The organism is Collinsella sp. LCP19S3_D3 (genome assembly GCF_052121455.1).
Lineage (GTDB): Bacteria > Actinomycetota > Coriobacteriia > Coriobacteriales > Coriobacteriaceae > Collinsella.
Genome location: NZ_JBQKEF010000015.1, coordinates 1 through 24,743, shown reverse-complemented (window position 1 = coordinate 24,743; position 24,743 = coordinate 1). Strand labels below are relative to the sequence as shown.

The following is a 24,743-nucleotide window of genomic DNA, read 5'->3' as shown; positions in this document are numbered from 1 at the left end:
CCGCATGCGGCAGAGGGCTGGGGTAGCTAATTTGGGACGGGGCTCTTTTAGCTACCCAACAGTGAGCGAACGCCTCGAGATGATTTTTCTGGGACGGGGATTTAAAAATCATTGCGTACCTAATGATTTTTAAATCCCCGTCCCAGAAAAATCATCGAGCAGGCAGGGTAGCTAAAAGAGCCCCGTCCCAAATTAGCTACCCCTGGGATGCGACTAGCGCTTGCGGGGGACGAGCTTGGTGCGACGCAGATGGATCATCTCGGCGGCGATGGAGATGGCGATCTCTTCGGGATCCTCGGCCTGAATGGCAACGCCGATCGGCAGGTGCAGCTCGTCGATCTGGTCCTGCGTAAAGCCCTCCTGCTCCAAGCGAGCCCGCACAAAGGCCGTCTTGCGGCGCGAACCCAGGCAACCCAAATAGGCGGGCTTGGCGCGCAAGGCCTGAATCACCACATCGATATCGGACTTGTGGCCCGCCGTGGCGACGACTACCAGATCGCGCGGACCGATGGGGCATAACTCGTCCAGGTTCTTGTAGTCGACCAGACGACGGTCGTAGACGCCGGGTACCCATTCGCGTGTCAACGTGCCGGGGCGATCGTCGCAAGCCACGACGGCAAAGCCCGCCGCCGTGAGCACGCGCGCCGTCGCGGCGCCCACGTGCCCGCAGCCAAAGATGTATGTCAGGCCCTCGGGGCAAAGCGTCTCGATGTGCGCCGGGGGAATCTCGGAGGCGGCGTTGGTGTAGGTGACCTTACTCCCCTCTTCCGTCAGCGAAAGCCCGGGGCAGCCCACAATGGTGCGGCGCGACTCCTCGCCATGGTATTCGGCAGCGTCGCTTTCGAGCGCGCTTGCGATAAACGGTTCAAAGTCGATGACGAAGTCGCCGATGCGTCGATACGCCAAGACGTCGGCAACCGACTGGAACAACGGCGCTTGCGATACATCCAGGTGCAGATAACACAGGCAGATGGCTCCGCCGCAGATCATGCCGGTATCGGAGTTCTCGCCGCCCATGGTGTAGCGGACCAGACGCGATTGCCCTGCGGCCAGCAGCTCGCGCGCCTCGTCCAGCGCAAGGAGCTCAATCTTACCGCCACCGATGGTGCCCGCTTGGCTGCCATCGGCAAAGACGGCCATCCAGGCGCCCACGCCGCGCGGCGATGACCCTGCCGTGCCGGCCACTACCACCAGCTCGCACGTCTTACCGGCCTTCAGAGCGCCAAGCGCAGCATTCACCACATCGAGCTTTTCCATCGTCGCTTCCTATCCCCTAAAAACGTCGGTGAACATGGCGAGCGCCTCGAGTACGCCGCCGCCGACCGACGTCGCCTTGTCCGAAATATAGTTGATATAGCTGGCATCGCCGCGCGGGTCGACGTCGGCACATTTAAAGCCCTCGGTCACCAGAACGCCGTCGGCCAAAAGGCCGCGCAAGCAGCCGTCAATCTGCGTGACCATGGGCGCATCGCCCGCATACCCAATCACATCACCGGCACTCACGATGTCGCCGATCACGCGGTCGGACCTAAACACACCGGCGGCGAGGCTGTGGATAACGCGCTCCTTGCCATACCCGGCGATGACACCCGGCACGCCCGTATTGGGCTGGGGCGAGCCCTGGGTGATGACGCGGCCGAGAAAATGACCGCGCATGGTCTCGACCACGGCATCGCAATCGACCGGCGCGGTAAAGCCCGGTCCTACGGCGATGACGACAGGCGCCATATCGCGCGTGGTGCCCAAGTTGCGCTTAGCCAGGATCGCGTCGACCACAGCAGCGGGCTTAAGTTCGCCGAGCATCTTGGCCTGGGGATCCACCACAACGGCGACATCTCCGGCCTGGGTAATTGCAAGCGCCTCTGCCGGCGTCTGCGCCAAGCGAGCGCGAATGCCCTCAACCTGAACCTCGCCCAGGCGAATGGCCTCGCAAAAACTGATCGTGCGACGGATGCACGTGGGGACCGCGATATCGGCCATGACAACCGACACGCCGGCGCGCACCAAGCGGGCGGCGACGCCCGTGGCGATATCGCCGGCGCCGCGAACATAAACGAGCATTTCCGGGGCACCTCCCTGTGCTACGGTTTGAGCAGAGCAAAAGCGGTTCGACCGCTACTCTGATGATTATTTATTATCACAGTTTTATACGGCGGTGAACAGATGGAAACGACGAGCGGAAACCTTGCCTCCGCGCTCAAGCTCGAGCCGGGCATTACCGCGATTATCGGCAGCGGTGGCAAGTCGACCTTGCTAAAGACGCTCGGCCTTGAGCTTATGCGCGCGGGCGGCCGCGTGCTCCTCTGCACCACCACGCACATGTTTCCCGTCGCCGGCGTGCCATGGGACGGGACGGGTCGTCGCCTGGACGCCGTACCTTGGAAGCCGGGCGCCGCACATGTCCCCGGTTGCACCTGCGAGGCCTGCGCGGGCCTTGCGCGGGGAAGCATCTGCCAAGCAGGTGTCTTGGATCCCGAGACGGGCAAGCTCTCCGCCCCCGCCGAGCCGCTCGGCGAGCTGGCACAGCGCTTTAACTACGTCTTGGCCGAGGCGGACGGCAGCAAGCGGCTCCCGCTCAAAGCCCACGCCGCCTGGGAGCCGGTGATTCCCTCTGGCACGGCCAACATCGTCTGGATCGTCGGCGCCTCGGGGCTCGGCAAGCCCATCAACGAAGCCGTCCACCGCCCCGAGCTCTTTTGCGAGCGTTGCGGCTGCGAGCTCACCGATACCGCCACGCCCGAGCGCGTCGCCCAGGTGCTCAATGCCGAGATGCAGGCGCTGAGGCTCGACGCCGCGCACGTCATACTCAACCAAGTCGACGCGCTCAGCGACCCCACGATGGCCGACCGCTTTGAGGCTGCCCTCGGCCGCCCCGTCGTCGCCACCAGCCTCCAGGGGTAGCTAATTTGGGACGGGGCTCTTTTAGCTACCCCATGTTGAGAGAAAAATCATCAGGTAGGCAGGGTAGCTAAAAGAGCCCCGTCCCAAATTAGCTACCCTGGCGGCACCCCCTGCTAGCGGGGCACGTAGCAGGCCGCAACGTGTTCTGAGACGCGGCGCTGGCCCTTGGCGGTGTCGACATCCCACAGCTCGTAGGCACGTGCCTCGACCAACTGGATATCGGCACGGCCGCGCAGCAGCGACGATCCGCCGTCCTTGCCCTTAAGCCCCATAAGGTTAGGAAAGAAACTCGCGGGGAACAGCACCGGAGAGGCCGGCTCGCCGTTCAGGGCAAGACGCACGGGCGCGACACCGCCGTTGGCCTTAAAAGCACCGGCGAGTGCCTCAAAGGAATCCGAACTCACGAGCGGCTGGTCGCCCGGCAAAAAGAGGCAACCTTTCCAGTTGTGATCGACTCCCCACGAAAGGCCCGCACGGACGCTTTCGCTGCGCAGCTCGCCCTCGTGCAGCGCGCACGGGCAATGCTTGTCCTCGCAAATCTGAGCAACCTCGGGCCAACGCGTCGAAACCACAACGTCAAAGCCCCGGGGAACCGAATCGATGGTCCGGGCAATCAGCGGCTCGCCATAGATATCGGCAAGCATCTTGTTAGAGCCAAACCGCTTGCCCTCGCCCGAAGCCATAATGACGCAACCAAGTTTCATGGCGATACCTCCCCTGAAGCCATCGTACCCATAACGCGCGTCGCGGGGCATCTACATCGAAAGCGCTTATCCCGCACGCCCACGATGCAAAAAGAGGGCACCCCGCCGGTTGGCAGAGCGCCCCCTTTACATGGTTTACCTCAACCCGGCTTTAGGCCTGGAACCAACGGGCGGTGTTTCGCTCATAACGCAGCGGCACTTTCGTTATTTGCGAACAAGTGGGGTTTATGGCAAAGTGTGCCCAAACTAATTTTTAGGAAGGCACCGATGACCCCCGCACAGATTGAGTTTTATAAGCGCCTTGCACACGGCCTGGCGCTCCAGTTTGGCCCTAACTGCGAAGTCGTCGTCCACGATCTGGAGACCGAGGACGTGGACCACTCCATCGTAGTGATCGAAAACGGCCATGTAAGCGGACGCAAACTGGGTGACGGTCCCAGCCATATTGTGTTTGAGTCCATGCACGAGGACACCACCGACGTGCACGACCGCGAGCCATACCTCACCAAAACCGCCGATGGCAAGCTGCTTAAGTCCTCGACCATCTTTATCCGCAACGACGAGGGCAAGCCCGTCGGCATTTTGGGCATTAACTTTGACATTACGCTCATGAAAGCTTTTGAGCGCTCGCTCGATGCCTTTACCGGCACCGACGGCACGGGCTTCACCGAGCCCGAGCCCATTACCAAAACCATCGGCGACTTGCTCGAAGATCTGCTGCGCGAGTGCGAGCAATACGTGGGCAAGCCCGCAGCCCTTATGACCAAGGATGAGCGCATTCGCGCCATTGGCTACCTCGATCGTCGCGGCGCCTTCCTCATTTCCAAGTCGAGCGAGCGTGCCTGCGAGTTCTTTGGCATCTCTAAGTACAGCTTCTATAGCTACCTCAACGAGGCAAAGGCTGCCGCCGGCGACAAATAGTCAGCGCGCCTGCGCCCCTCCCCTTTTGGGCGTGAGTTCTGGAATGCACGAATCCAAGACTCGGCCGCAAGGCAAGTTCCATATAATCGAAGGACGAGACAGTTCGAAAGGATGGAACAATATGGGGTCGAGCAACGCATCGCGCAACGGCCACGGAGGCTTCGCTTCTGCCGCCAGGCATGCGAAACGCGCGTTTGACGAGGGCGAAGACGATCTGTTTGCGTTGAGCCTCGACGACGTGATGAGCGATCGCCCCTGGACCGCCGACGAGCTCATGGGCGACGGAACCCATTCGGCAGGCGATCCTTCCGAGACGGCATCGTTTATCGCCGCGGCGCAGCATCTTGCGCCCGAACCGCCCGTTGCAGATCTCGACGACTTTGCGACCCGTCAGTTTGCCTTCGATTCCTGGGCTGATGCCGATCTGGACGAAACATCTGCCGGCGCGCCGACGCTCGGCGAGCCGGTAAATCCGCTTGTCGCCGCGTCCGCTTCCGAATACGAGCCGGACGACCATGCGCAAGCTATACCCACGTCCTCATACACCGATAGCCACACTGATAACGACGATTATTATGGCGACTACTACGCCGCAGAAGAGGCGCCGCGCTTTTTGGATTTCAATCCAGTAGCAAAGATTATCTTTATAGCGATCGTCGTGGTGCTGCTTGGCGTCATTGCGTTTGAGGGATTCCAGCTGTTCCGCAGCCCCGTCGAGTCCGAATCGGCAACGCAGCAAAAAGAGGACGAGAGCAACGACTACCTCGACGTCAACAACCTCAAGGGCGACCCCAACGACGGGGGCGAGTAGCGAGGGCTGAGGGCGGCTGAAACGTCCATATGTAGCACCAGCTTCTACGTGCTGTTTTGTTATCCGGTTACACTTTTCCAGATGTTGAGACCGTCAGATTCGACACTTTTCCGTACTTTCTTACGGCTGATTTCGACACTTTTCCGAATGTTGGCCGAATAATTGCCGCGTAATCAAGCGCCGTCTGCACATCATTTCGCAGGCGACGCTTGATTTGTGTCCGCGTGCGCTGATAGACTCCATCGTGCCCGCAAGGAGCGGGCGCGTTTTATCCAGAGTCGGGGTAGAGAGTTGGCTCCACGATCCCGACGCCAACCGGCCAAGAGGCACGGTGGCCCTGCCAACATCGATGAAAGGAATCCGTATGGACAATTTCTCCGTGCGCAGTGAGCGCAACTTCCACAACCTGGCAGCCAAGCCAAAACGAATGCATCTTCTAGACGAGCCGAACGGCTATGCCTCGGCCATGGTCAAGAACAGCCTCTCCCACCAGATGCGCTTTACGGTACAGAAGCTCGAGGAAGAGCTCTGCGCCGCCGGCGACCCGCACGTACTGCAGATCAAGCTGCTCGGAGACGACTCGCGCGAGCCATCCAGCTGGAAGCTGTTCGCCGACGGCACATGCGTTGCGGACGGATCCGGCGCCTTTGCCCGCGAGTGCTTCTGCGAGGGCGCTAAGGTGTTTTTGGACCTGTGCCGAGATGCCCTGCGCGCGGCCGGGCTGCGTCAGTGGAGCCAGAGGGAGTACGAGCTGCTGAGTGCCGCGCGTGGGGTTGCGGGGGTTTAGAGACAGAGCGGTGGCGTTATCGAACTGTCGGCGCCGCCGCCTCACCAATTAAGCTGAAAGCAATCCACTCCACGTGAGCTCTGCAAGTATATCCAAACCGCCGAACACTCACCGATCGCCATCGATCGCCCCCAATGAGCCGGCAACTGAGTCAGTGGCACAGGGTTCAAGGTAAAATGTGTAAACGGATTCAGTCATTGCCAGGGAGCGAGTCGATGGGATCATTTTTCAATAAAGCACTCCAGTTCCTGAGCAAGAACTGGAAGAGGATCGTCACACCACTTGGCACCCTTGCTGCGGGCCTCTTCCTCGGAAAAAGCCTAGAGAAGCACGAAGCAGAGAAAGAGTTTTCGAAGCTTCAAAAAATAATCAGGAAGCAAGAAGCCAAACTCATAGCGCTTGAGTCAATACAGAAGAAAAGTTTCAGAGATAAAAGAAAGATACGAGAACTCGAAACAAAAATCAGAAAGCTCGAGATACAGAAGGAATCGCTTTCGAAAAACGCCGAGGAACTAGATTGAGAGATCTCCCATGTTTAGGAAAAAGAAGGGCCCGCATAGGGAAATCGAAGAGATCCTCCTAGATCATGAGAATCGCATCGCTACACTCGTGGCAAATGCCGAGCTTCTCGAAGAGACAAATGTGGAAGATAGCCTCACTCCCGAGGATGAAACTGGGGCCGAGGAATACACATCGTCACTCATTGTCGTTCCAACCTGGAATGATATGGCAACACAAGCGAACAAATCCGTTTCGGAAGACGATAGACTCGACAGCCTCCTGACACAGTCAGACTGTGACGAAGTTGACAGCAAACTCGCCGCTCTAAATGAGGAATTCGCCGCACAGCATCGCCTTGACAAGTTTGACATCGGCATTGCAGTGATGTCGGGAATTCTAGCTGCCGCAGTGGACATGTTCCTAGTCGGCGTTCCCGCTAGAACTCATGAACAGGGCTTACGAGCACAGCCCCTTGAGAACTACGTCCGCGACCAGTTTAAGAAATGGCTTCCCGAAGACGAAATGAAGAAGCTCTCCGCAACGCCCGTAGCAAAGGTCCCGTATGACGCACAATATAATGCCGGCTTTACCGAAACGTGGGTTGAAGGACTATACCCTACGATGCACAGGCTCTACTCGCTAGGCCATGACCCGCTGCTGGGTTTTGTAGTGGGCGTGGGAGACATCCTCAACGGAACCATTACCACCGTCGACAAGACCGGCAACGTAGTAGTTCAACAAATTGGCAGATACACAGATCGCAAGGCATCGACCGTTGCCGAAGCCCTCATCAGGCAGTTCATCCATCTCAAAACCGATGTGAACACCGCCATGGGTCTCCCGGCGCCCCTCATGGGGCTGTTCAATATTATGCAGTTTGGCGAACTTGGGACAGAGAAGCAAACAGTCGCTGAGATTGTCCAAGGCATGTACTACGAAGGCTACGACTTCGAACACTTCTGCGCACAGAGCATCCCCACCATGCTCGCCGAGATCGCGGTGCGAGCCTCATACTTCTCCAAACGAATCCATGAGGGGCATAGCGTGAAGGAGTCCATCCCGTTCTCCAAGAACAGGGAGAAACATCCTAAGCTCGCCACCATGCTGTTCCTGGCACATTCAGTTGCCGCGGGTATCGATGCTGGCAGGATATACTTCTCGAAGAATCCAATGGAGCTCAGCTACCCTGAGATGGCTACCTTCGCCGTTTACGCCATGGGGCAGCTGAAGTGGTCTTTGGTGAAGAAGCCCAATCTCAGACACAAGCACATCATGCAAGCACTTGATCTCGAGCTGCAGGAGATTGCGAAATCATCCGAAGAGAGGCTTGAGGATATGGAGGATTTTGAGTTCATCTTCGCTTAAAACTAGAAGTTGAACCCTCCCGTCCCATTCATGCCGAAAGCCCTTCCAGCCCATTAGCCGCATAAGACCGATGCCCCTCGCAGTCTAGCCTTCTTCCTGATACTACGCACACAAGATTGCAATGGTGCGAGCGAAACTTGAAATCACAACCGAACGTCCACGATAGGGGGGGGCGTTGAAGATGGTTCTTCAGCGCCCCCTCAATACTTACGAGCGATATGTCGTCTTTACGTTGTAGAAGAAGTCAGGTTCCCAAATGGCTTCGAAGTGCTTCTCGGCACAATTGATCTTACCCTGCTCGGTCGGGCGCGTATGGATATCGTTGTTTCCGCCGCCCTTAGTCTCGGTAACAAAATACACGCGATGTTCGCCCTCGATCTCTTGCACGTAGGCCCAATCGGGGTTGTAGGCTCCTAACGGCGTATCGATCTTAAAGCTGCTCGGCAGCTTGGCAAACACCTTGATCTCCTCGGCCTGATCAAGTTCAACGGCAAACGGCTTCTCAACCGACGACGAGTCGTAGACAACGTAGTTGTATAGACTCTTGTGGTGCGCGGACTCCCAAGCGTTCTGGCCAACATAGGCCTTAAGATCACCAGGGTCCAAATCTTTCATCGTGTACCAATCTTCCTCGGGCAGCTTGGTGTACTTAATGCCCTTGGCAATTGCCACGGCCTTAACCTTGTTCACCTTAGAAGCCACCTGGGCTAGGAACAACGCGGGATTGAGAGCAAACTCGTCATAGCGGCCACAACCCTCAAGAATGCGCTTGATGGTAGCACGGGTAAGACCGACGGCATCCTGCAGCTCCGCGATAGGATCGGGCAAGTCATACACTGCGCGACCCGCCGTTCGCACGAGCGCGGTCGAGCGCGCCTCGGCATTCACTCCAGCTGTATCTACGGTCAGATCCGCACGCGTGCTCAGGATTTCAGGCGCCTTCACCTCAGGCATCTTGGCAATCTCCTCGCACGCGTCCTCGACCAGCTTGTCGGAGTCCACATCGACCTCAAAGCGTGTGCGTTTGCGAATGCGCTCCCAAAGCTCCTGGAAAGCAGGGTTGGCAGTCACATCCTTGCAGAGCTTAACCTCAACCTCTTTGGCCTTGTCGCGAATCTGCAGCTTCTGAGCCTTCTTGAGGATAATGCGCTCAACCTCGGTCTTAACGTTTTCCAGACCCTCGGGAACAGGGACACTACCCTGCTCGGCCGCCTGCTTGAGCTCGGGTGTAATCTTGCCCTTATCATCGATGAGCCCCTGGTCCTTAAACGAGTCGAAGACGGCCTTAGACTTCTGGAAGCCCAAGAGCTCCTCGGTTCCGTCCTCGCGTTCCACCACGACATTCGAGAAAGACTCAGCGGTGAGAATGCCAAACTTGTAGCCATCCTCCTCAAACTCAGACTGCAAGCCATTGGCAAACGAGTCATAGCTCTCGTTTGCGATGACAGTCAGTACGTTCACGCCTTCGTCATAGCAGCGCTCACCATTCTGATCTACGCACAAACGAAGACCGCGACCGATCTTTTGGCGCTTAGTCAGCTTGTCCTTGGTCTCCACCAGCGTGCAGATCTGGAACACGTTAGGGTTATCCCAGCCCTCCTTAAGGGCGGAGTGGCTCCAGATAAACTGGATACGTTTCTTTGCGCGCGTCTCGTCGTCATCGCCGTCCGCAGGGAAGGAAAGTAGCGTCTCCTTATCACGCATGATAGTCTCGAAGGTCGAGATGTCAGCAGCCGAGGACGCCGCGTCGGACGTATTCTTAAGATGCCCCTTGCCGTCCTGCGAGAAGTAGCCCGAATGTACCGCAGTAGCATCCGTATCCAATTTCACGCCAGCTTCGGCATAGCGCTTGCGCCACTTGGGCGAATTCACCGCTGCGGTATATTCCTCCTCGAACATCTGCGCATACTCGCCGTTTCGCACCGGATCATACAGGCGGTACTTCTCAACCTTGTCGATAAAGAACAGCGAAAGTACCTTGATGCCGCGCGGGGCAAGCTCGAGCTGACGCTGCAGATGGTCCTCGATGGTGCTCTTGATTTGCGCGCGCTTGATAGCTTCGGCCGCAACATCACCAACGGCCTGACCAAGCTCGATGTGTTCGCCGTTCTGGAACTCGACCCATTCGTCGCCAGCAGCGGCGGAGATGTTATTCACAATCCAGCCGGCCTCATAGTCGGCATTCTCGCCGCTCTTGTTAAACAGGTTGTCACCCGTCTTGACGTTTACCTTTTTGCGCTTCTGAGAACCATCCTTCTGGCGCACATCAATTGTCAGCTTAGCCGTAATGGGCGAGGCAATCTTTGTAGACTCAAGCCTCACATACGAGCCATTCAGGTCCTCCTGCGAGAGCACCGAATCGACGGTGATGCCCTTGACCAGTCCGCGTTGAAAGGCGTCGACAGGCGTCAAGCGATAAACCTTGTTATATGCCTCCTTGTGGGTTGCCGAATAACGCAACACGAACAGCGGATTCAGGCTTCGGATAGCCTTTTTGCGTTTAGCTGTAGAGTCAACGCTCTGCGGCTCGTCGATTATGACGATAGGATTGCATGAGCTTACAAGCTCGCGCGGACTTTGTCCACCGATGAGCCTTTCGCTCGGACGGTGGAACAGGTTACGCTTATCCCGACCACCGGTGGGCCCGGCGATCTCATCGTCATCGAAGTCGTTATCTTTGTCGAAGGCACCGATATTAATGATCATCACTTGGATGGAGCTCGAGGTGGCAAAGCTACCCACCGGCCCCATGTCTTTGGAGTCATAGACGAAGCACTCGAGCGGTGCCTTGTCATAGAGCATGTCGAAGTGCTTCTTGGTGCTCTCGAAGCTCTTCTTAACGCCCTCGCGAATGGCGACACTCGGCACCACGATAATGAACTTGGTCAGCCCATAGCGACGATTGAGCTCGTAGATAGTGCGAATATAGACATAGGTCTTGCCCGTACCGGTTTCCATTTCGACGGTAAAATCGCGCAGATGCCCGTCAGTAGCAACGCTCGACGGAGCGAGCGCGTTACCTTCTTGGATCACATGCAGGTTACGCTCGAGCTGGGCCGCCGAGAGCCGAAGGCCGTTGGCATGGCCCACCTGAGTAACCTGTCCCTCCAGAATGCCGGTACCCATCTCCGCAACGAAGTCAGAGTCCATAAACTCCTGGCCTCGAAACAAATCACAGACGGCGTTGACGGCCTCGACCTGGTGCTCCTGATCAGCGGAATATTTTATTTCCAAAGCCATGCGTTACACCGTCCTCAGCTGTACCTCGTAACCGGCCCGTTCCTCCACACGCCTAAACGCCTGGACGGCATTGAGCTTGAGCGTATCGGTAAGGATCGAGTCGCGCATGAGCACACGGCGCGGCTCCATGTCGGCAATAGCATCGAGCGCTTCCATGGTAAGGCCGTCCGCCAGACAGCACACAAGCTCGCCACAAGCGACAGAATATACGGGATAGCCGGCAACTTCCTCCTTCTCGACGGGAAGCGTGAGTTCGAGTCCCCATTTGAGCATCATCTCAAAGACGATATCCATATCGGAACGGTCGGGCTTGACCACGTCAAGGACAAGCTGCCCGGGTTGGGGCTTTTCGATGCCAGAATTATCGAGCGAAAACACGCGGAAACCGATGTCAGGCAGCTTCTTAGACTCCTCGCCAAGTTTAAGCTGAACGTTGGCATCTTCAATCTCGGCCTTGATCTTATCGCCTGCACGACGGATGCGCTCTTCACCGATATCGCAAAGGGTGGCATAGCCGTCCTTGAAGGCATCGCGGCTTGAGCAATTTGGTTCAGGAAGCTGAACCATGATGTACTTACGATTACCGCCATCTTTAGTATTTAAATTCATAGCTGCATGTGCAGTAGTCGCAGAACCCGAGAAAAAGTCAACAACGATGCAATCTTGGGTCGTATACAGTTCAAGACATCTTTCTAGCAGCTTAACCGGCTTTGGGTAGTCAAAGTATTTCTTACCGTCAAACATCTTTGCTAGTTTTTGAGTGGCGGCCTGAGAATGATCGACTTCCTCGTATTTCCAAATCGTCATCGGAGTAACGCCGGTCTTGCGCAATTCAGAGAGAAAGCGTTTCATAGCGGGAACGTTATCCCCTTTTGGACCAAACCATATTCGATTGTCCTGGAGCCTTTCCCGAAACGCAGTTCGGGAAAGCCTCCAGCTGCGCCCAGCTGGAGGCTTTACAAGACGCCCAGAGGGCGTCTTAATCTCGTAAATGTTCTCTTCAACTGCGGGGCCAACTGACAAATCGCTCGCTTTCCAAACACCCCGCGGATCGTTGTCTGGGTTTGCATATCGATTATTCGCTTCATCGCTTCTTGCGATACCGTTGCAAATCGCAATTTCTACGTTCTTTGCATAGCAAAGAACGTAGTCATGAGACGGAGAAAAATGCTTCATTAAATTGATAGGAGAATAAGCTCTTTCCCATACAACCTGAGCTAGGAAATTAGTCTCCCCGAATACCTCATCGCAAATGATGCGTAAATTGCGGTCCTCATTGTCATCGATGCTAATAAAGATGACACCATCTTCGGTTAGAAGTTCACGGGCGAGTCTCAGCCGGGGATACATCATCGAGCACCAGTCGCTGTGGTAGCGACCGCTCGTATCGGCGTTGGACTGGTTGGCCAACCCTGCCTGCTTCTTGTAGTTTTCGATCGTGTCGCCGAACTTGTCTTTGTAGACGAAATCCTTACCAGTGTTATAGGGTGGATCGATATAGATCATCTTGACCTTGCCGTGATAGCCGCTCTGCAGCAGTTTCAGCACCTCAAGATTATCGCCTTCGATATAGATGTTGTCAGAGTCAAAGCTGCCGTCCTCGCCATCGCGGCCACGGCTCTTCTCAACGCAAGGGCGCAACGTGGCAGTGCTCGGCGTTTGCGACTGACGAATGGCGTCCATCTTGCCAGGCCAGGTAAAGGCGTAGCGCTCCCGGCCCTCGTCGACCTCGTCACCAAGCTCCAAGCGCAGCTTATCAAAGTCGATACCGCTCTCAGTAAATACCTCGGGCATCAACTCTTTGAGCTGCGCCAGGCGGTCTTCCACGAGGTCTTCGGACTCGAGGTTCATCTTCTCGATCTCAGCCATTACAGATCTCCTTTATCTCGTCGGTCGTCTGACCGAGCTCCTTTTCCAGCTTTTTGAGGTCCATGCGTAGGTGCGCAGATTCATTCAGGGTCAATTCCCGATCGCGACGGCGCCGCTTGGTATCCTCAACTTGCGAAGCGAGCACATCTCTCCGCGCCACCAACCCCTCCAGACGCTCATAATCCTGTTCCGCGCACGTCGGAAAGAATCCTAGAGACGGAACCACGCGTGAAAGTCGCACTGCCCAGGCAATGCTGCGCAGATAGACCAGAAGATTCACCTGTGGCAATCGATCAAACGCGAGTGCATCCAAAAACGGTGCATACCGTGTGTCACCAAGATCGAATGCCCCCGTTGACTCAACGTCATCAATCACCATGGCGCCCTGCTCAGCAAGGCTCTTACGCGTCGTTGCCAGCGAAATGCAAGCCTCGTCCTCGCCGCCAAACAGAATCACCGTTGGATTGGGAAAACACTTGTGGACGAGCCTTGCCACCTCGGCATAAGCCGCCCCACGAGACAGCTCGCATCGAAGGATGAGCACGCTTTGAATATCGTGTTCATCATCTTGAACAGGTGCGATGCGCGTCGTGGACTTTTGCACGGTGGCAAAGTGCATAAGCGCAGCTACACGATCGAGCACTTTCTGCTCGGTCTTTGTAAGCTGAGCTTGGCGCGTGAGCACCGTCTTGGGGATACGCCTGTCACCCGCCAGAGCGGCATCGGGCAAACAGAACACGTCGTTCCAGTCAAAACCTCTCATCGCAACACCGCAAAACTGATCAGCGAGTAATCGTCGAAGCCAAGGCTCGTGCCCGTTCCCACTTCGCCCAGCGAGAACAGGCTCTCAATGCCCTTGTCCTGTTGCACGCCGCTAATGGTGGCAACCACTTTGTCCAAAAGCTCGGTGTAAGCGCCCATACGCTCGCCGTCGCGCGTCTCGCGGTTAAAGTCGCGACACAGCTCCGCAATTGGCTCAGATTCGCCCGCGCAACAGGCGCGCATCATATCGAGCGCATGCTTGGGCTGTGTATGTTTGGTCATCACATCGCCGTCGGCCGATACGTACACCACGTAATACGGGAAGGTAGGATTCGTGTCCTTGGGGTTCGCATTCTCATCGTTTTGCGCCAAACAGAACACCACGCCCGGCGCCACGGAATCACGCAGTTCATCGGGAATGCGCGCCACCGCATGCATACCAGCCGGCGAGTTTTCTAAAAGACCCGGGTGTTCCTTTTCGTAGCGCTGCAATTCAACACGAAAATCATCGAAAGCGAAGTCGGTGATCGAGATGCCGCCTGAAATATCCTCCAGATCCAGCACCTCGCTCTTGAGCTGCTGAAGTTGCTGGCGACGATACTTAAGGTCGTTCATCTCGCCCGTTGCTTTGGACTCCAGCACGTTCTCCTCGCCGGTGGCCGAGGCGTCGAGCAAGGCCATACGACCCTTTACGCGACTCTCGAGCTGAATGTACTCATCGAGCGCAATGTCGGGCCAAAAGTCCACCAACTGAATTTGCGTGTTGGTGGAGCCCAAACGGTCGATACGACCAAAGCGCTGGATAATGCGTACCGGATTCCAGTGAATGTCATAGTTGACGAGACAGTCGCAGTCCTGAAGATTTTGGCCCTCGGAGATGCAGTCCGTGGCAAAGACAACATCGATTTCGCCTGCAGCGAGAGACGCCTCGGGCAGCTCCTTGGAGCGCGGACTAAAGTACGCCAGGATGTTCTCGAAGGTGGTTCGGCGCAACTTAAGCGAGTAAGTGCGATTTGCGCTTCCGGCAACCTCGGCACACTCAAGGCCGAGCTCGTTCTTAAGACGAGGCGATAGCTGCTCAAATAGATAGTCCGCCGTGTCCCCAAACGCCGTGAATACGAGCACTTTGCGGTTGCCGGGGTTGTAGGGGTTATTGACCTTATCGACTATGAACTTGTAGAGCTCATCCAACTTAGCATCGCGCTCAGGCGTTACGGCATTGGCATAGTCGAGTAGGCGGCGCAGCACGGTGATATCAAAGTCCAGATCGCTGCCCAGACGCAAGGCATCGACATCGCGCAGGTCGACGCGCACCTTGCCACCGCGCTCGATTTCCTCGGCATCATCGTCGTCCATGCCATCCTCGATGCCCGCCGCATCATAGCTTCCCGCTCCCATGGCCGCAGGGTCATCGAGCCGCGCGCGAAGCTCCTCGCATCCCACCAGGATGCGCGAGAGCGTGATTCGGAAACTGTTAACCGAAGATTCCATTCGCTTGAGCACGTTTACGCGCATAAGGTTGGCAACAGCACCCGTACGGTGGACCTGGCTCTCAAAGTCCTTGCCCCAGGTGTCGCCGTAACGATCCTCGTACTTACGACGCTTATCGCTGCGTACATAAGAAAGCAACTGATACTGCGCAAACGTGAGCTGAGCGATCATGTCATTGAGCTCAGCGATAGGAGGAAGCTCCCCCGCCAAATCGATTGGCGTGGTAATAGAGAGGGGCTTGCGACGCTGCGGGAACGTACCCGAAGCGGCGCCATAGTACTTAGAGATATGCTTGCGGCTGCGCGCGATGGTAAGCACGTCGAGCAGCTTAAAGTAATCGGCGTTGACGGCGTTGACGAAGCTCTCGGTGGTGCGCTCGGCATCGTCGAGCTTGCTCCACTCGTTGAAGCGCGCTTGTGCTGTACGGCACACCTGAGTAATCGACTCAATACCATCAGTATCCGCCAGATACGCATCATCGCCCTCGGTGATGAGCTCAATCTGGTTGCGCAGATCCAGCAGGCGATTGTTCACAGGCGTAGCCGAGAGCATCAGCACCTTGGTGCGCCGTCCACTCTTAATCACATCCTCAATGAGGCGTGTGTAACGGTCCTTTTTCTCGGAATCCGTGCTCTTGTTACGGAAGTTATGGCTCTCATCGATCACCAGCAGGTCATAGTGGCCCCAGCGTAGGTGCTCCAGGTCGACATCGCCGCTCATGCCCGCATAACGGGACAGATCGGTGTGATTGAGTACGGTGTAGTTAAGACGATCGTCCGCCAACGGGTTGCGGTCATCGTTATCTTGCGTCCACAGCGTCCAGTTATCGCGCAAGCGTTTAGGTGCCAGTACCAGAATGCGGTCATTGCGTTCCTGGTAGTATTTAATAACGGCGAGTGCCTCATAGGTCTTACCCAAACCAACGCTGTCCGCAATGATGCAGCCCTTGTACTTCTCGAGCTTTCGGATGGCGCCCACCACGGCGTCCTTTTGGAAGTCGTAGAGCTTGTTCCAGACAACGGACTCCTCAAACTTAAGGCCGGGCCTCAAATCGTTATCTTCGTCGGAAAGGTAATCGCGGAACAAGTGGTAAAGCGTAAGGAAATAAACGAACTCGGGCGGATTCTCACGATAGAGCGTGCCTACCTGCGCCGCCACCTCATCGGTAACATCGGCGACCATCGCAGGCTTATCCCAGACGGACTCAAACATCGCCTTTAGGCCGGCAGTTTCCGTCGCGCCCTCGTAGTGGCTTACGCCCATTACGGTGTTGGGGCGGCGCTCGTAACCAAGTCCTTCCTGGGTAAAGTCAGCGGCGGCACCCATGAAAGCATGGTCGTCGCCATTGGGGTTCTCGACTATATAGGTGCCTCCGGGCTGAATTGCCCCGTTCATCTTGGCAGATTGAAACTCGCACTTAGCGCGCACCCATTCGGCGCACTCACGGGCAATGGCGCGTTGATTGAGATTGTTGCGCAGCGTGAGCTCGAGACCCAAGCCGCCCACGCCACGCTCGCGCGAGCATTGCGATATGGCAAACTGGCGTGGATCCTTATCGGTGGCCATGCGCTTAACGAACGTAGGTTCGCTAAAGAGAAAACGCACTGAGTCAAGCTTCTCCAGCTCTTCTTTGAGCTCAGAGAAAGCAAAGACCGTAAAGTAACTGCTGATGATTGAGAGCTTGGCGCCCTCATCGATGGATTTAGCGAGTGCGTCTCCCAGACGATTGCGTCCGACGTTATCGAGAAACTCCATCAGCACACCGTCCTTAAGACGGCGTGCCAAGCTATTTCATTATTGACCGAGAGGGGACGCCTGCTTCGAAGCGCCCCCCCCCCGAAGTTTATCCGCAGGTATATCCACGAAGTACACTCCAGGTTTAATTGCTATCGTCTCAGGACGCAGAGGCCCCTTGCTAAAACTTTATCCATTGTCTCCCAACTATAGAGGAGCGTCAGGACATTTTCGGCAAGCGGGTTATCTCTACGACCTCAATTATTTGTTGTGCAATTAATAGACACCGTTCATGTACTTCGTGAATGCTTCGTTATTTTGTGTACCACGCAGGTCGGGACGATGTCGACCTTGACCCTTGTTTGCTGTATTTGAACCTCACTTTATATTTTGCCTCGATGCCGAGGCGCTTTTCCTTAAACACCGGATCGTCAATGACCCATAGCGCACCGTGTTTGCTTCGCTTATCAATACAGGTGAGGCCCAGAGAGTTCAACTCAGCAAGCAAAGCATCCCCGCAATCGTTTCCTTTATGCCATTTAAGTGCTTCTGATTGCAGCGTAAGCGCTTCTGATTGCAGCGCATGTGCAATGCTAGCCCGCTTACCCTTAGGGTACAAAATCCATCCGGAAAGACCAGTGTTCGCGCCGGTGTCCCCAAAGTTGTAAACGCAACTGTAATCAAACGAAGAACAGATGTCCTTTATTGACGCCCGCATTGATAAGTCCCCAAGCACCCAAAAGACGTCCGCCTGCTCGGTTTCATAGAACCGATGCCCTGCCCGTTCGAGTGCGAGCAGAAGCATCTCCTGACGCGAATCCTCAGTTATTGTCTGTCCACGTTGTTCGTCCACCTGCTCGCACTGGCCGCTTGCGTCGTCATTCTCGATCACATCCGAGCAGCCAGCCGCAACAGCAAAGTCATCCGCCTTGGCATGCGCTTCCTTAGCGCCATCATCTTTCGATAGCATATCCGGCTCGCGCGGCGGCTCCTGTTCTTGAAGAGCGGCTGCGATGGCCGAATCTCGAGCAACCGTGGACTCGAGTGTGTTCTCGTCCACTTCGTCATCGAAATTGTCACGAACCGCCTCGAGCACTCGCTCGAGAAGTTCGCTGGTGTCACGGGCAACCGTGGGGAGCTGCTGGCCTGGCTTAATGTCGTAAATAGCGAGTTCGGCTACAACTCGATCCATCGTTGCATCCCGATCGCTGTAGAATTCACTACCTCGAATACGGATGAAATCCCATCCCACACGTTCCAGAATCGTCTGTCGCTCCATGTCCGCGATAATTTGCCCCTCGGTTGAATGCCAACGATCGCCGTCGCATTCGATAGCAACGTTGTGATGGTCGCTTTGCACGACAATATCAATGCGGTAGCTTCCGACTTCCTTTTGCTGCTCATATTGATAACCGCGCTTGGAAAGCTCAGTGCACACCTGCAACTCAAAATCAGACTCGGCTTTTTCTTGCGTCTCCTCAATCTGAGTGTCAAACGTATGCGGGTCGAGCATGTACTCAATTAGCTGCCTACGCAGGTCGCCACTCTTTAAATCACGAACTGGATCAAGCGAATATACAAGCCACATCTGGTCTTTCGCGCGGCTCGCAGCAACGTTGTAGCGCTTCTTGTATGCGTCATCCGAGCCCGTCCCCATAAAGCGCAAGGGAGTCTCGGATTCGTTGCTGTCAACCATGCTTAGAATCATGACATCGCGTTCATCGCCCTGGAAACCCGCAGCGTTGCCGCAAATAATCTCATGTTTTTCAAACTCAGCGGGATCCATCTCTTTAAGCAGTTCGTTTCGAATCAAGTCAGCCTGCTCTTCTCCCAGCAAGGACAAAACGCCAAATGTCTTGTTCTCATATTCTGGCTGCTCAAGACAGGCACGGATAATCGCAACTGCGGCTTTGGCCTCTTGCTGGTTAATCTTCGCCTTGCCCGAGCGCATGCCGCTTTTGACGCGAAAGGGAACCAACGCCGGCATCAATCCACCCGCATCGGCGTCTCTCAGCGCCTTGATTTTTCCACCGTACGATAGCCCATTGCTAAAGCCGATGATATCCGGCACGCACCTAAAGTGCTCGGTAAGCATGATGGGCGAAAAGCCCTGCTGGGCAATTTCGTAAAGCGAGTATCTTGCTCGATACAGATGGGCGTTGGGAATTCCCTTTCCCTCGATATATGAAGCAGCCAATCCTTCGGCAGTGGATTCCTTTGCACCGACAGAAAGAGGGCTTACCTGTTTGTCATCACCAACAACAATTACCTTTTTTGCAAGATATGTAATAGCCAGGGCGGTCATGTCGGCCTGGCTTGCCTCGTCGATGATTACGATATCAAACAGATTGTTGGCGGGGTCAAAAGAGTCAAGCGCTTGGCCAATCGGCATAATCCATGCCGGCACAGCCCGCTGACATTTCGCCATGAGAGCACGGGCCTTCGAGCGATGCCGCGATGCATTCTTGCCCGTTCCCTTGCCAATTCGCGCGACCGTCTGCTTCCAGCCGTTCAGCGCGACCTTGAGCTCTGTATTGCTCTCAAGGTCCTTGTGAATCTTGAGCCACGCCATCATGCCTGCCAATTTTGCCGTTATGTCACGATAGCGTTTGCCCAGCTCAGAAATTTCCTTCTGGGGATTGGAAGAGTTTGCACGATCGGCATACTCAACAATTGCCTGGCACTGCTTGTATTTCCATGCTCGTTCGATATCCCGCGGAACGCTCGTAGCCCCGTGAACGCCCTCGCGCTCACGAACGGCTTGTGCCCATCCCGGAGCAATTTGCGACAACTGATTCAGTTGCTCATGTCGGCGCTTAACTGCCGCCCTTATTTCGCACAGCCACTGTAGACGATTGTACTGATCGCGGTATGTTTGCACCAAGCCGAGTTCGGGGTCAACCGCTTCGCCGAAATCCCCAGCTGGGCGAAGCTGCACGATGCAGTCGCTCAATGCGACAGCGGTCTCACAGTGCTTGGCCGAAGCGTCTTCGATTCTCTTCAAAACGTCCTCTGCCCATGCCTTAATCGCCCTTATTTTTTTGAGTGCGACACACAACTTAAGGTAATCCGTGAGATCCGTTTCCAGTGCTTGCAAGGTTTTGGCCACGACCTCCTTTTCGGAAATCATGGAAGGGCAGTCAAAGAACGCTTCATGAGAGATACCGTTTGAGTCCAATGCGTCAAACAGCTTGTCAATGCACTCGGCTTTCCACGCAAGGGCCGCCTTAATACCCTCAACATATCGAAATGCCACGTGCTCGGGCTCACTGCTATCCAACTCTGCAAAGCAGCTCACGCCAACGGTTCCCATAAGCGCATCCCATTGAATGGCGCAAGCGTGTCGCTTGTCCATAAGCTCTATGTAATCCAGGATGGCATCGCAGTCCTCGGGCGAAGCCGCCTGTGCCCCGTTGACCGCCACACCATCGGGCAAGCTCTTGACCGAAGAAAGCAACTTTCGCAGGCCCGTTTTAGCTAGGTACTCTTTGTACCCGCTTACAAGCGCGCGCAGTTGTTGATAATCGCCGTTGTCACCAAGCGCAACCTGCCTCGGAAACCACTTGCTTCGATATGACGAAGCCTGCTGTTCAAGCAACTGAACCTCATCGCAGAGACGATACCAGATCGTTTTCTCGCCCTCGCCCCTCAAGGATCTCGCAGCGACCCCTCGCTGCCACTCCTCGCTCAGAGCTCCGTGCATTACGAGGTTCTTCACCGTGCCGAATGCTTCGGACTCATCGTCCAAAACGGGAAGAACAGCCGATCCAATCTCCACCGTTCCCCCATCGTCGCATAGTTCCCAACCGTGGCGACGAATCAGCTCGTCCGCCAAAGAACTGGCTTGGTTATATTTCTCAAACTCCTGTGCATAGACGTCTGGCTTGGGGAGCAAAGCCATCCAGTCGACATCCTGTAGACAGATCGCCTCTGCCTCATCTTCTGCAGAGGCAATGCCGTTGCTTTGGTAAAGCTCCTCGACAATCGAAATATCAAGCTGCGCTAACAGCTTCACCTGGCCGGGAATAATGTCGTCCAGCTCTTCCTTATTCTTCGCAACAAATTGCGCGGCATCATGCGGAGTGAGGGTTTCATTCCCCAGATCAAACTGTTTGTTCTCGGCCTCTCGTTCAACAAAGGCGGATTTGCGCGCCTTTGCAAGATCAACCAGTATCTCTTCTCGCTGACAAGATAATTCCTGCACGGATTTATTCAGTTCACTTATCGAATGCTCGCCGAGATGGTTGACGATTGCTTCTACCGAATCACGAGCGTCCTTGCCGTTAGATGCCAGCGAAGACACACAAAGGCTTCTGAGCTCAGGAGGCATCTTGTCGGCAAGAACCGTCAAAGCCTTTGAGGTATAGCTCGTTACAAGCACCCTTTTGCCTTGTGCCAAAAAGCTTCCCATCAGGTTTGCAATCGTATGGGTTTTACCGGTACCCGGAGGGCCCTGAACGAGAACGGCGTCATCTTGCTCGATTCGCTTGGCAATCTCTAACTGCGCACGGTTGGCAGGTTTCGCCAATAGAATCTCGTCGTCTTCTCCGTTTGCCTCCGCCAAGCGCCGAGAAACCGTAGACCCGTCCGATAAATCCTCAAGGACCGGAGTGGTTTCATCGTGCGTAAACTCGCCAAGAAGGCCGTTTAAGAACGCAGGGACGCGCTGAGTCTCATCAATCGTTTTTACAATTCTGCCGATAGCGCCCGCGGTTCCATCAGGGCGCTGCCTAAAGATTAAATAGAAACCGGGTCGAACGTCTATATCGGCTTCTTGGTCTCGCGCAGCATCAGCGCGGTCAAAATAACGAGACTTGGGCGATAGCTGATTCACGAGCAGTTTGGCTTCACGGGCAATTGCATCACGATCAAGCGGATGCACTTCTTCCTCGTCGAGCCTCTGTTCCGCCTCACTAATCTTGCTCATCGTCAGATTCTGAGACTGAGACAGCAGGTCCTTTTGAATCAACGTGTCGGAATCGACGTCTTCAACGGAAATGATTCCCTTTTCCGCATCGAGCTGAATCCTCATGTTCCGCGTAAAGACTGGGTGATCCACCCTCTTGTCTTCGGAAAGCCGAACGTTCATCGATGCGGCAACAACCTCGAGTTTATCGGGGTCGCTCTTGAGTTTTTCTTTCATTTTAAACAGGCGCTCATACACCCCAGAGGCTTCTGTCGCCTTAGTTTGGTATGTGACCCATTTGTCTCGCTCGCCACCCCATTCCTCAAGCAGTTGAGCTCTAGCGGGATCGGACATAAATAGATCTTGAGGCGCTTCTTCATTTGCCTCCGCAAGCTCCTCGGGTGGAAACTTGAACCCTATCTGGTTCTTATAGCTTTCCCATCCGCTTGCAATCCACGGCGCGATCTCATCCGGAGGCTGCGGGCACGTTTTGAACTCCGGTTTAGCGACACTCAAAATCGGACCATCGTTATTAGCGGAATCGCGAAATCGCACCTCGATCCATCCGTTATCTGTTGGCAAGCTCTCCAAATCAATGCAGTCCGAAGCGTAATCGCTTACGTTGCGAACGATCTTCATCCTAATCTTGGAGAACTCTTCCAAGTATCCAAAAAGGGCCTCTGCCTTATCTACAACCGATAAGTTATTGAGATCAGAACCCATTTGACACCATCCGCGCAGTCATCTATCTCGGCCAGCACAATATGTTACTAGCTTACGCGGAAAACCTGGCGATATTGGCATTAAATCGACAAGCGTGCGTTTGCATGCCTAGTTATCAGTAGGGCCCTCTAACTCAACGGAATGCATCGCACGCATATGAATCGCTACAATCTCATATCAATATAAAATGAGCCCCGGTGACTTGAATCAGGGGTCATTCCCGGGGCCATTGACTTATAGCTTTTTCGCATGAGGACAATTTATCAAATGGGCTTCGGTTGCGAGGACCGACAACGCCCCTACCTCCCCTCCGCCTTCAGCTTCAGCAGCAGGTCGCCCAGCTCGGGGCACTTGCTGGAAAGGCGCGTCTGGGCTCGCTCGCCCATCCCCCACCGCTGGCGGACTTCCTGGGCGCGCGGGCTCACGTGGTAGTCCCCGTCCATCACCTGCTTGAGCAGCTTGGCGGTCACGCGCGCATCGGCTAGGGCGCTGTGGGCATGGCCCGTCGACTCGTCGAACTCGATGCCGAACCACGTTGCCGCGTCGCCCAACGAAACGCGCCCATGGCTGCCCACGTCCATGATCGAAGTGTAAAACGCCTGCAGGTCGGCCCAGTCCGTAGGAAATGCGGAAAGATCGATGCGCTTTGCCTGGCACTCGGCCAAAAGCTGTCGACGGTCCGTCCCGCTCCAGCAAACTATCTGGGCGGAGTATCGACCGATCCAATCGCTGAGCCTTTTGATCACCATGTAGAGCGGATCGGCCATCGCGGTGTCCACGGCCGATATCCCTGTGAGCTCGCGAACGGGAAACGCAACGCCTTCGGTAAATTCCGTCTGCACAAACTGCGAGAACTCGCCCATAACATTGCCGTGATAGTCGAGCTTGACGGCGCCGACCTCGATAATCTCATTGCGCAGTCCACGGCGCTGGCGCTGCTTTGGCACCGGCGCAAACTCAAAGTCCAGCACGATCTGTCGCGCAAAGTTCGTCGTATCGATAGCCGAGATACCCGGCGTCTTTTCAGCTGACACGGTTAGGGCCTTTCTCCGTTGCCTGCCGCTTGCTACATAGGCGGCTACATTGCCGTAAGGATAGGCGCCCGTGCGGACATGGAAGCGCCCAGCGCGGCCACCCGGCACCTTTGCGTAAAGCCGCGCTTTGAGATGGCCACGTCGCTGTTATGAGCGAACATATATTCGTATTTATGACTGCAGTTTGATAGACTGGTTATTGTTGACGGCAGTTCCATGTGCCGGGCAGCGCCCTCCATGCGACGGGAGGTGATGCCCATGACCGATCTGATTGATTTCGTGAAGCTCCTGACCGCTTTGGTCTCGCTCCTCACCGCGCTTATCGGACTTTCCGAGGCACTTAAGCAGCGTACGAAGCAAAAGACGATATGAGAAAGCCATTTGGGTCGCCTCCCCCGCGGCGCAGCTTCTTTCCGCGGGCTCGGGATGCCACAATGGGCTTTGAGTATCGGCCCGTGCGGTAGCCCTTACCGCACCTGCGGGGAGGAGGCTTCCCATGCCCCATGTTACCTCCATCGGCCTGGACGTCCACGCGCGATCGGTCGCCGCCGCGGCGTTCAACCCCTTCACCGGCGAGGTGGTGCACCGTGACTTCGGGACGGACGCCGCCGAGATCGCGGAGTGGGCCCTCGGGTTCGAGGAGCCCAGGGCCTGCTACGAGAGCGGCCCCACCGGCTTCCACATGGCGCGCGAGCTGCGCGCGCTCGGCCTCGACTGCGCCGTGGCCGCCGTCTCCAAGATGCAGAGGCCGGCGGCGGACGCGCGCCGCAAGAACGACCGGCGCGACGCCGAGTTCATCGCCCGCATGCTCGCCACCCACAACATCGTGGAGGTCCCGCTGCCCGATGCGGCCGTCGAGGCCGCCCGGGACCTCGACCGCGCCCTCGACGACGCCACGGCGGAGTGCCGCCGCGCCAGGCAGCGCCTCAACATGTTCCTGATCAGGCTGGGCCACGTCTGGGACGAGCGCAACGCCGACGGGACGAGGAGGGGA

At 56.0% G+C, this 24,743-nt stretch carries 16 protein-coding genes and 1 riboswitch; of the genes, 7 read left to right on the top strand and 9 right to left on the bottom strand.

Going from position 1 to position 24,743, the window contains the following annotated elements; translation table 11 throughout:
- Positions 1-213 precede the first annotated feature (213 nt).
- Entirely contained in the window at positions 214-1,257 is a 1,044-nt protein-coding gene (locus ACTQXM_RS06850) for an XdhC family protein (protein ID WP_441537403.1), read from the bottom strand.
- A gap of 9 nt (positions 1,258-1,266) precedes the next feature.
- Positions 1,267-2,061, bottom strand: coding sequence for a selenium-dependent molybdenum cofactor biosynthesis protein YqeB (gene yqeB, locus ACTQXM_RS06845; protein ID WP_441537402.1), 795 nt, complete (start codon positions 2,059-2,061; stop codon positions 1,267-1,269).
- Between the two features lie 102 nt (positions 2,062-2,163).
- Between yqeB and yqeC the strand changes: the two genes are divergently transcribed.
- Positions 2,164-2,901: a selenium cofactor biosynthesis protein YqeC gene (gene yqeC / locus ACTQXM_RS06840; RefSeq protein WP_441537401.1), complete on the top strand. Its 738-nt coding sequence runs from the start codon at positions 2,164-2,166 to the stop codon at positions 2,899-2,901.
- Positions 2,902-3,014: 113 nt separating this feature from the next.
- On the opposite strand, the gene ACTQXM_RS06835 is transcribed toward yqeC, so the two are convergent.
- On the bottom strand, positions 3,015-3,605 hold the full coding sequence (locus ACTQXM_RS06835) for a nucleotidyltransferase family protein (RefSeq protein ID WP_441049181.1): 591 nt from the start codon (positions 3,603-3,605) through the stop codon (positions 3,015-3,017).
- A gap of 267 nt (positions 3,606-3,872) precedes the next feature.
- Between ACTQXM_RS06835 and ACTQXM_RS06830 the strand changes: the two genes are divergently transcribed.
- The 5 genes from ACTQXM_RS06830 to ACTQXM_RS06810 all read left to right on the top strand — a co-directional run bounded on the left by ACTQXM_RS06830 (position 3,873) and on the right by ACTQXM_RS06810 (position 7,990).
- Positions 3,873-4,526 (top strand): helix-turn-helix transcriptional regulator, encoded by a 654-nt coding sequence (locus ACTQXM_RS06830; protein ID WP_441537400.1) that lies wholly within the window; start codon positions 3,873-3,875, stop codon positions 4,524-4,526.
- Between the two features lie 121 nt (positions 4,527-4,647).
- Entirely contained in the window at positions 4,648-5,337 is a 690-nt protein-coding gene (locus tag ACTQXM_RS06825; protein ID WP_441537399.1) for a hypothetical protein, read from the top strand.
- A gap of 265 nt (positions 5,338-5,602) precedes the next feature.
- A riboswitch (SAM riboswitch) is annotated at positions 5,603-5,693 on the top strand.
- 8 nt (positions 5,694-5,701) lie between these two features.
- Positions 5,702-6,124 (top strand): hypothetical protein, encoded by a 423-nt coding sequence (locus ACTQXM_RS06820; RefSeq protein ID WP_441537398.1) that lies wholly within the window; start codon positions 5,702-5,704, stop codon positions 6,122-6,124.
- A 215-nt stretch (positions 6,125-6,339) separates the two neighbouring features.
- Complete coding sequence (locus tag ACTQXM_RS06815; protein WP_427717667.1) at positions 6,340-6,645, top strand: hypothetical protein; 306 nt, start codon at positions 6,340-6,342, stop codon at positions 6,643-6,645.
- A gap of 10 nt (positions 6,646-6,655) precedes the next feature.
- Entirely contained in the window at positions 6,656-7,990 is a 1,335-nt protein-coding gene (locus ACTQXM_RS06810) for a hypothetical protein (protein ID WP_427717665.1), read from the top strand.
- A gap of 207 nt (positions 7,991-8,197) precedes the next feature.
- Here ACTQXM_RS06810 and ACTQXM_RS06805 read toward each other — a convergent pair whose 3' ends face one another.
- From ACTQXM_RS06805 to ACTQXM_RS06780, 6 genes are all read right to left on the bottom strand, one after another.
- Positions 8,198-11,230, bottom strand: coding sequence for a restriction endonuclease (locus ACTQXM_RS06805; RefSeq protein ID WP_427717663.1), 3,033 nt, complete (start codon positions 11,228-11,230; stop codon positions 8,198-8,200).
- Positions 11,231-11,233: 3 nt separating this feature from the next.
- The gene (locus ACTQXM_RS06800) at positions 11,234-13,099 is read right to left on the bottom strand and encodes a site-specific DNA-methyltransferase (RefSeq protein WP_441537397.1); all 1,866 of its coding nucleotides are present in this window, start codon (positions 13,097-13,099) and stop codon (positions 11,234-11,236) included.
- Positions 13,092-13,862, bottom strand: a complete 771-nt coding sequence (locus ACTQXM_RS06795; protein WP_441537396.1) for a DUF4391 domain-containing protein — start codon at positions 13,860-13,862, stop codon at positions 13,092-13,094. Before ACTQXM_RS06795 ends, ACTQXM_RS06800 begins: the two co-directional genes overlap by 8 nt.
- Positions 13,859-17,137 carry a helicase-related protein gene (locus tag ACTQXM_RS06790; RefSeq protein WP_441537395.1) on the bottom strand — a complete coding sequence of 1,093 codons (3,279 nt, stop codon included), beginning with the start codon at positions 17,135-17,137 and terminating at the stop codon, positions 13,859-13,861. Before ACTQXM_RS06790 ends, ACTQXM_RS06795 begins: the two co-directional genes overlap by 4 nt.
- Before the next feature lie 262 nt (positions 17,138-17,399).
- A complete protein-coding gene (locus ACTQXM_RS06785) occupies positions 17,400-22,715 on the bottom strand; it encodes an AAA domain-containing protein (protein WP_441537394.1) in 5,316 nt (1,771 codons plus the stop codon).
- A 299-nt stretch (positions 22,716-23,014) separates the two neighbouring features.
- The gene (locus ACTQXM_RS06780; protein ID WP_441537393.1) at positions 23,015-23,749 is read right to left on the bottom strand and encodes an exonuclease domain-containing protein; all 735 of its coding nucleotides are present in this window, start codon (positions 23,747-23,749) and stop codon (positions 23,015-23,017) included.
- Positions 23,750-24,245: 496 nt separating this feature from the next.
- Between ACTQXM_RS06780 and ACTQXM_RS06775 the strand changes: the two genes are divergently transcribed.
- Positions 24,246-24,743, top strand: a 498-nt coding sequence (locus ACTQXM_RS06775; RefSeq protein ID WP_441537392.1) for an IS110 family transposase, incomplete at its 3' end; no start/stop codon positions are given.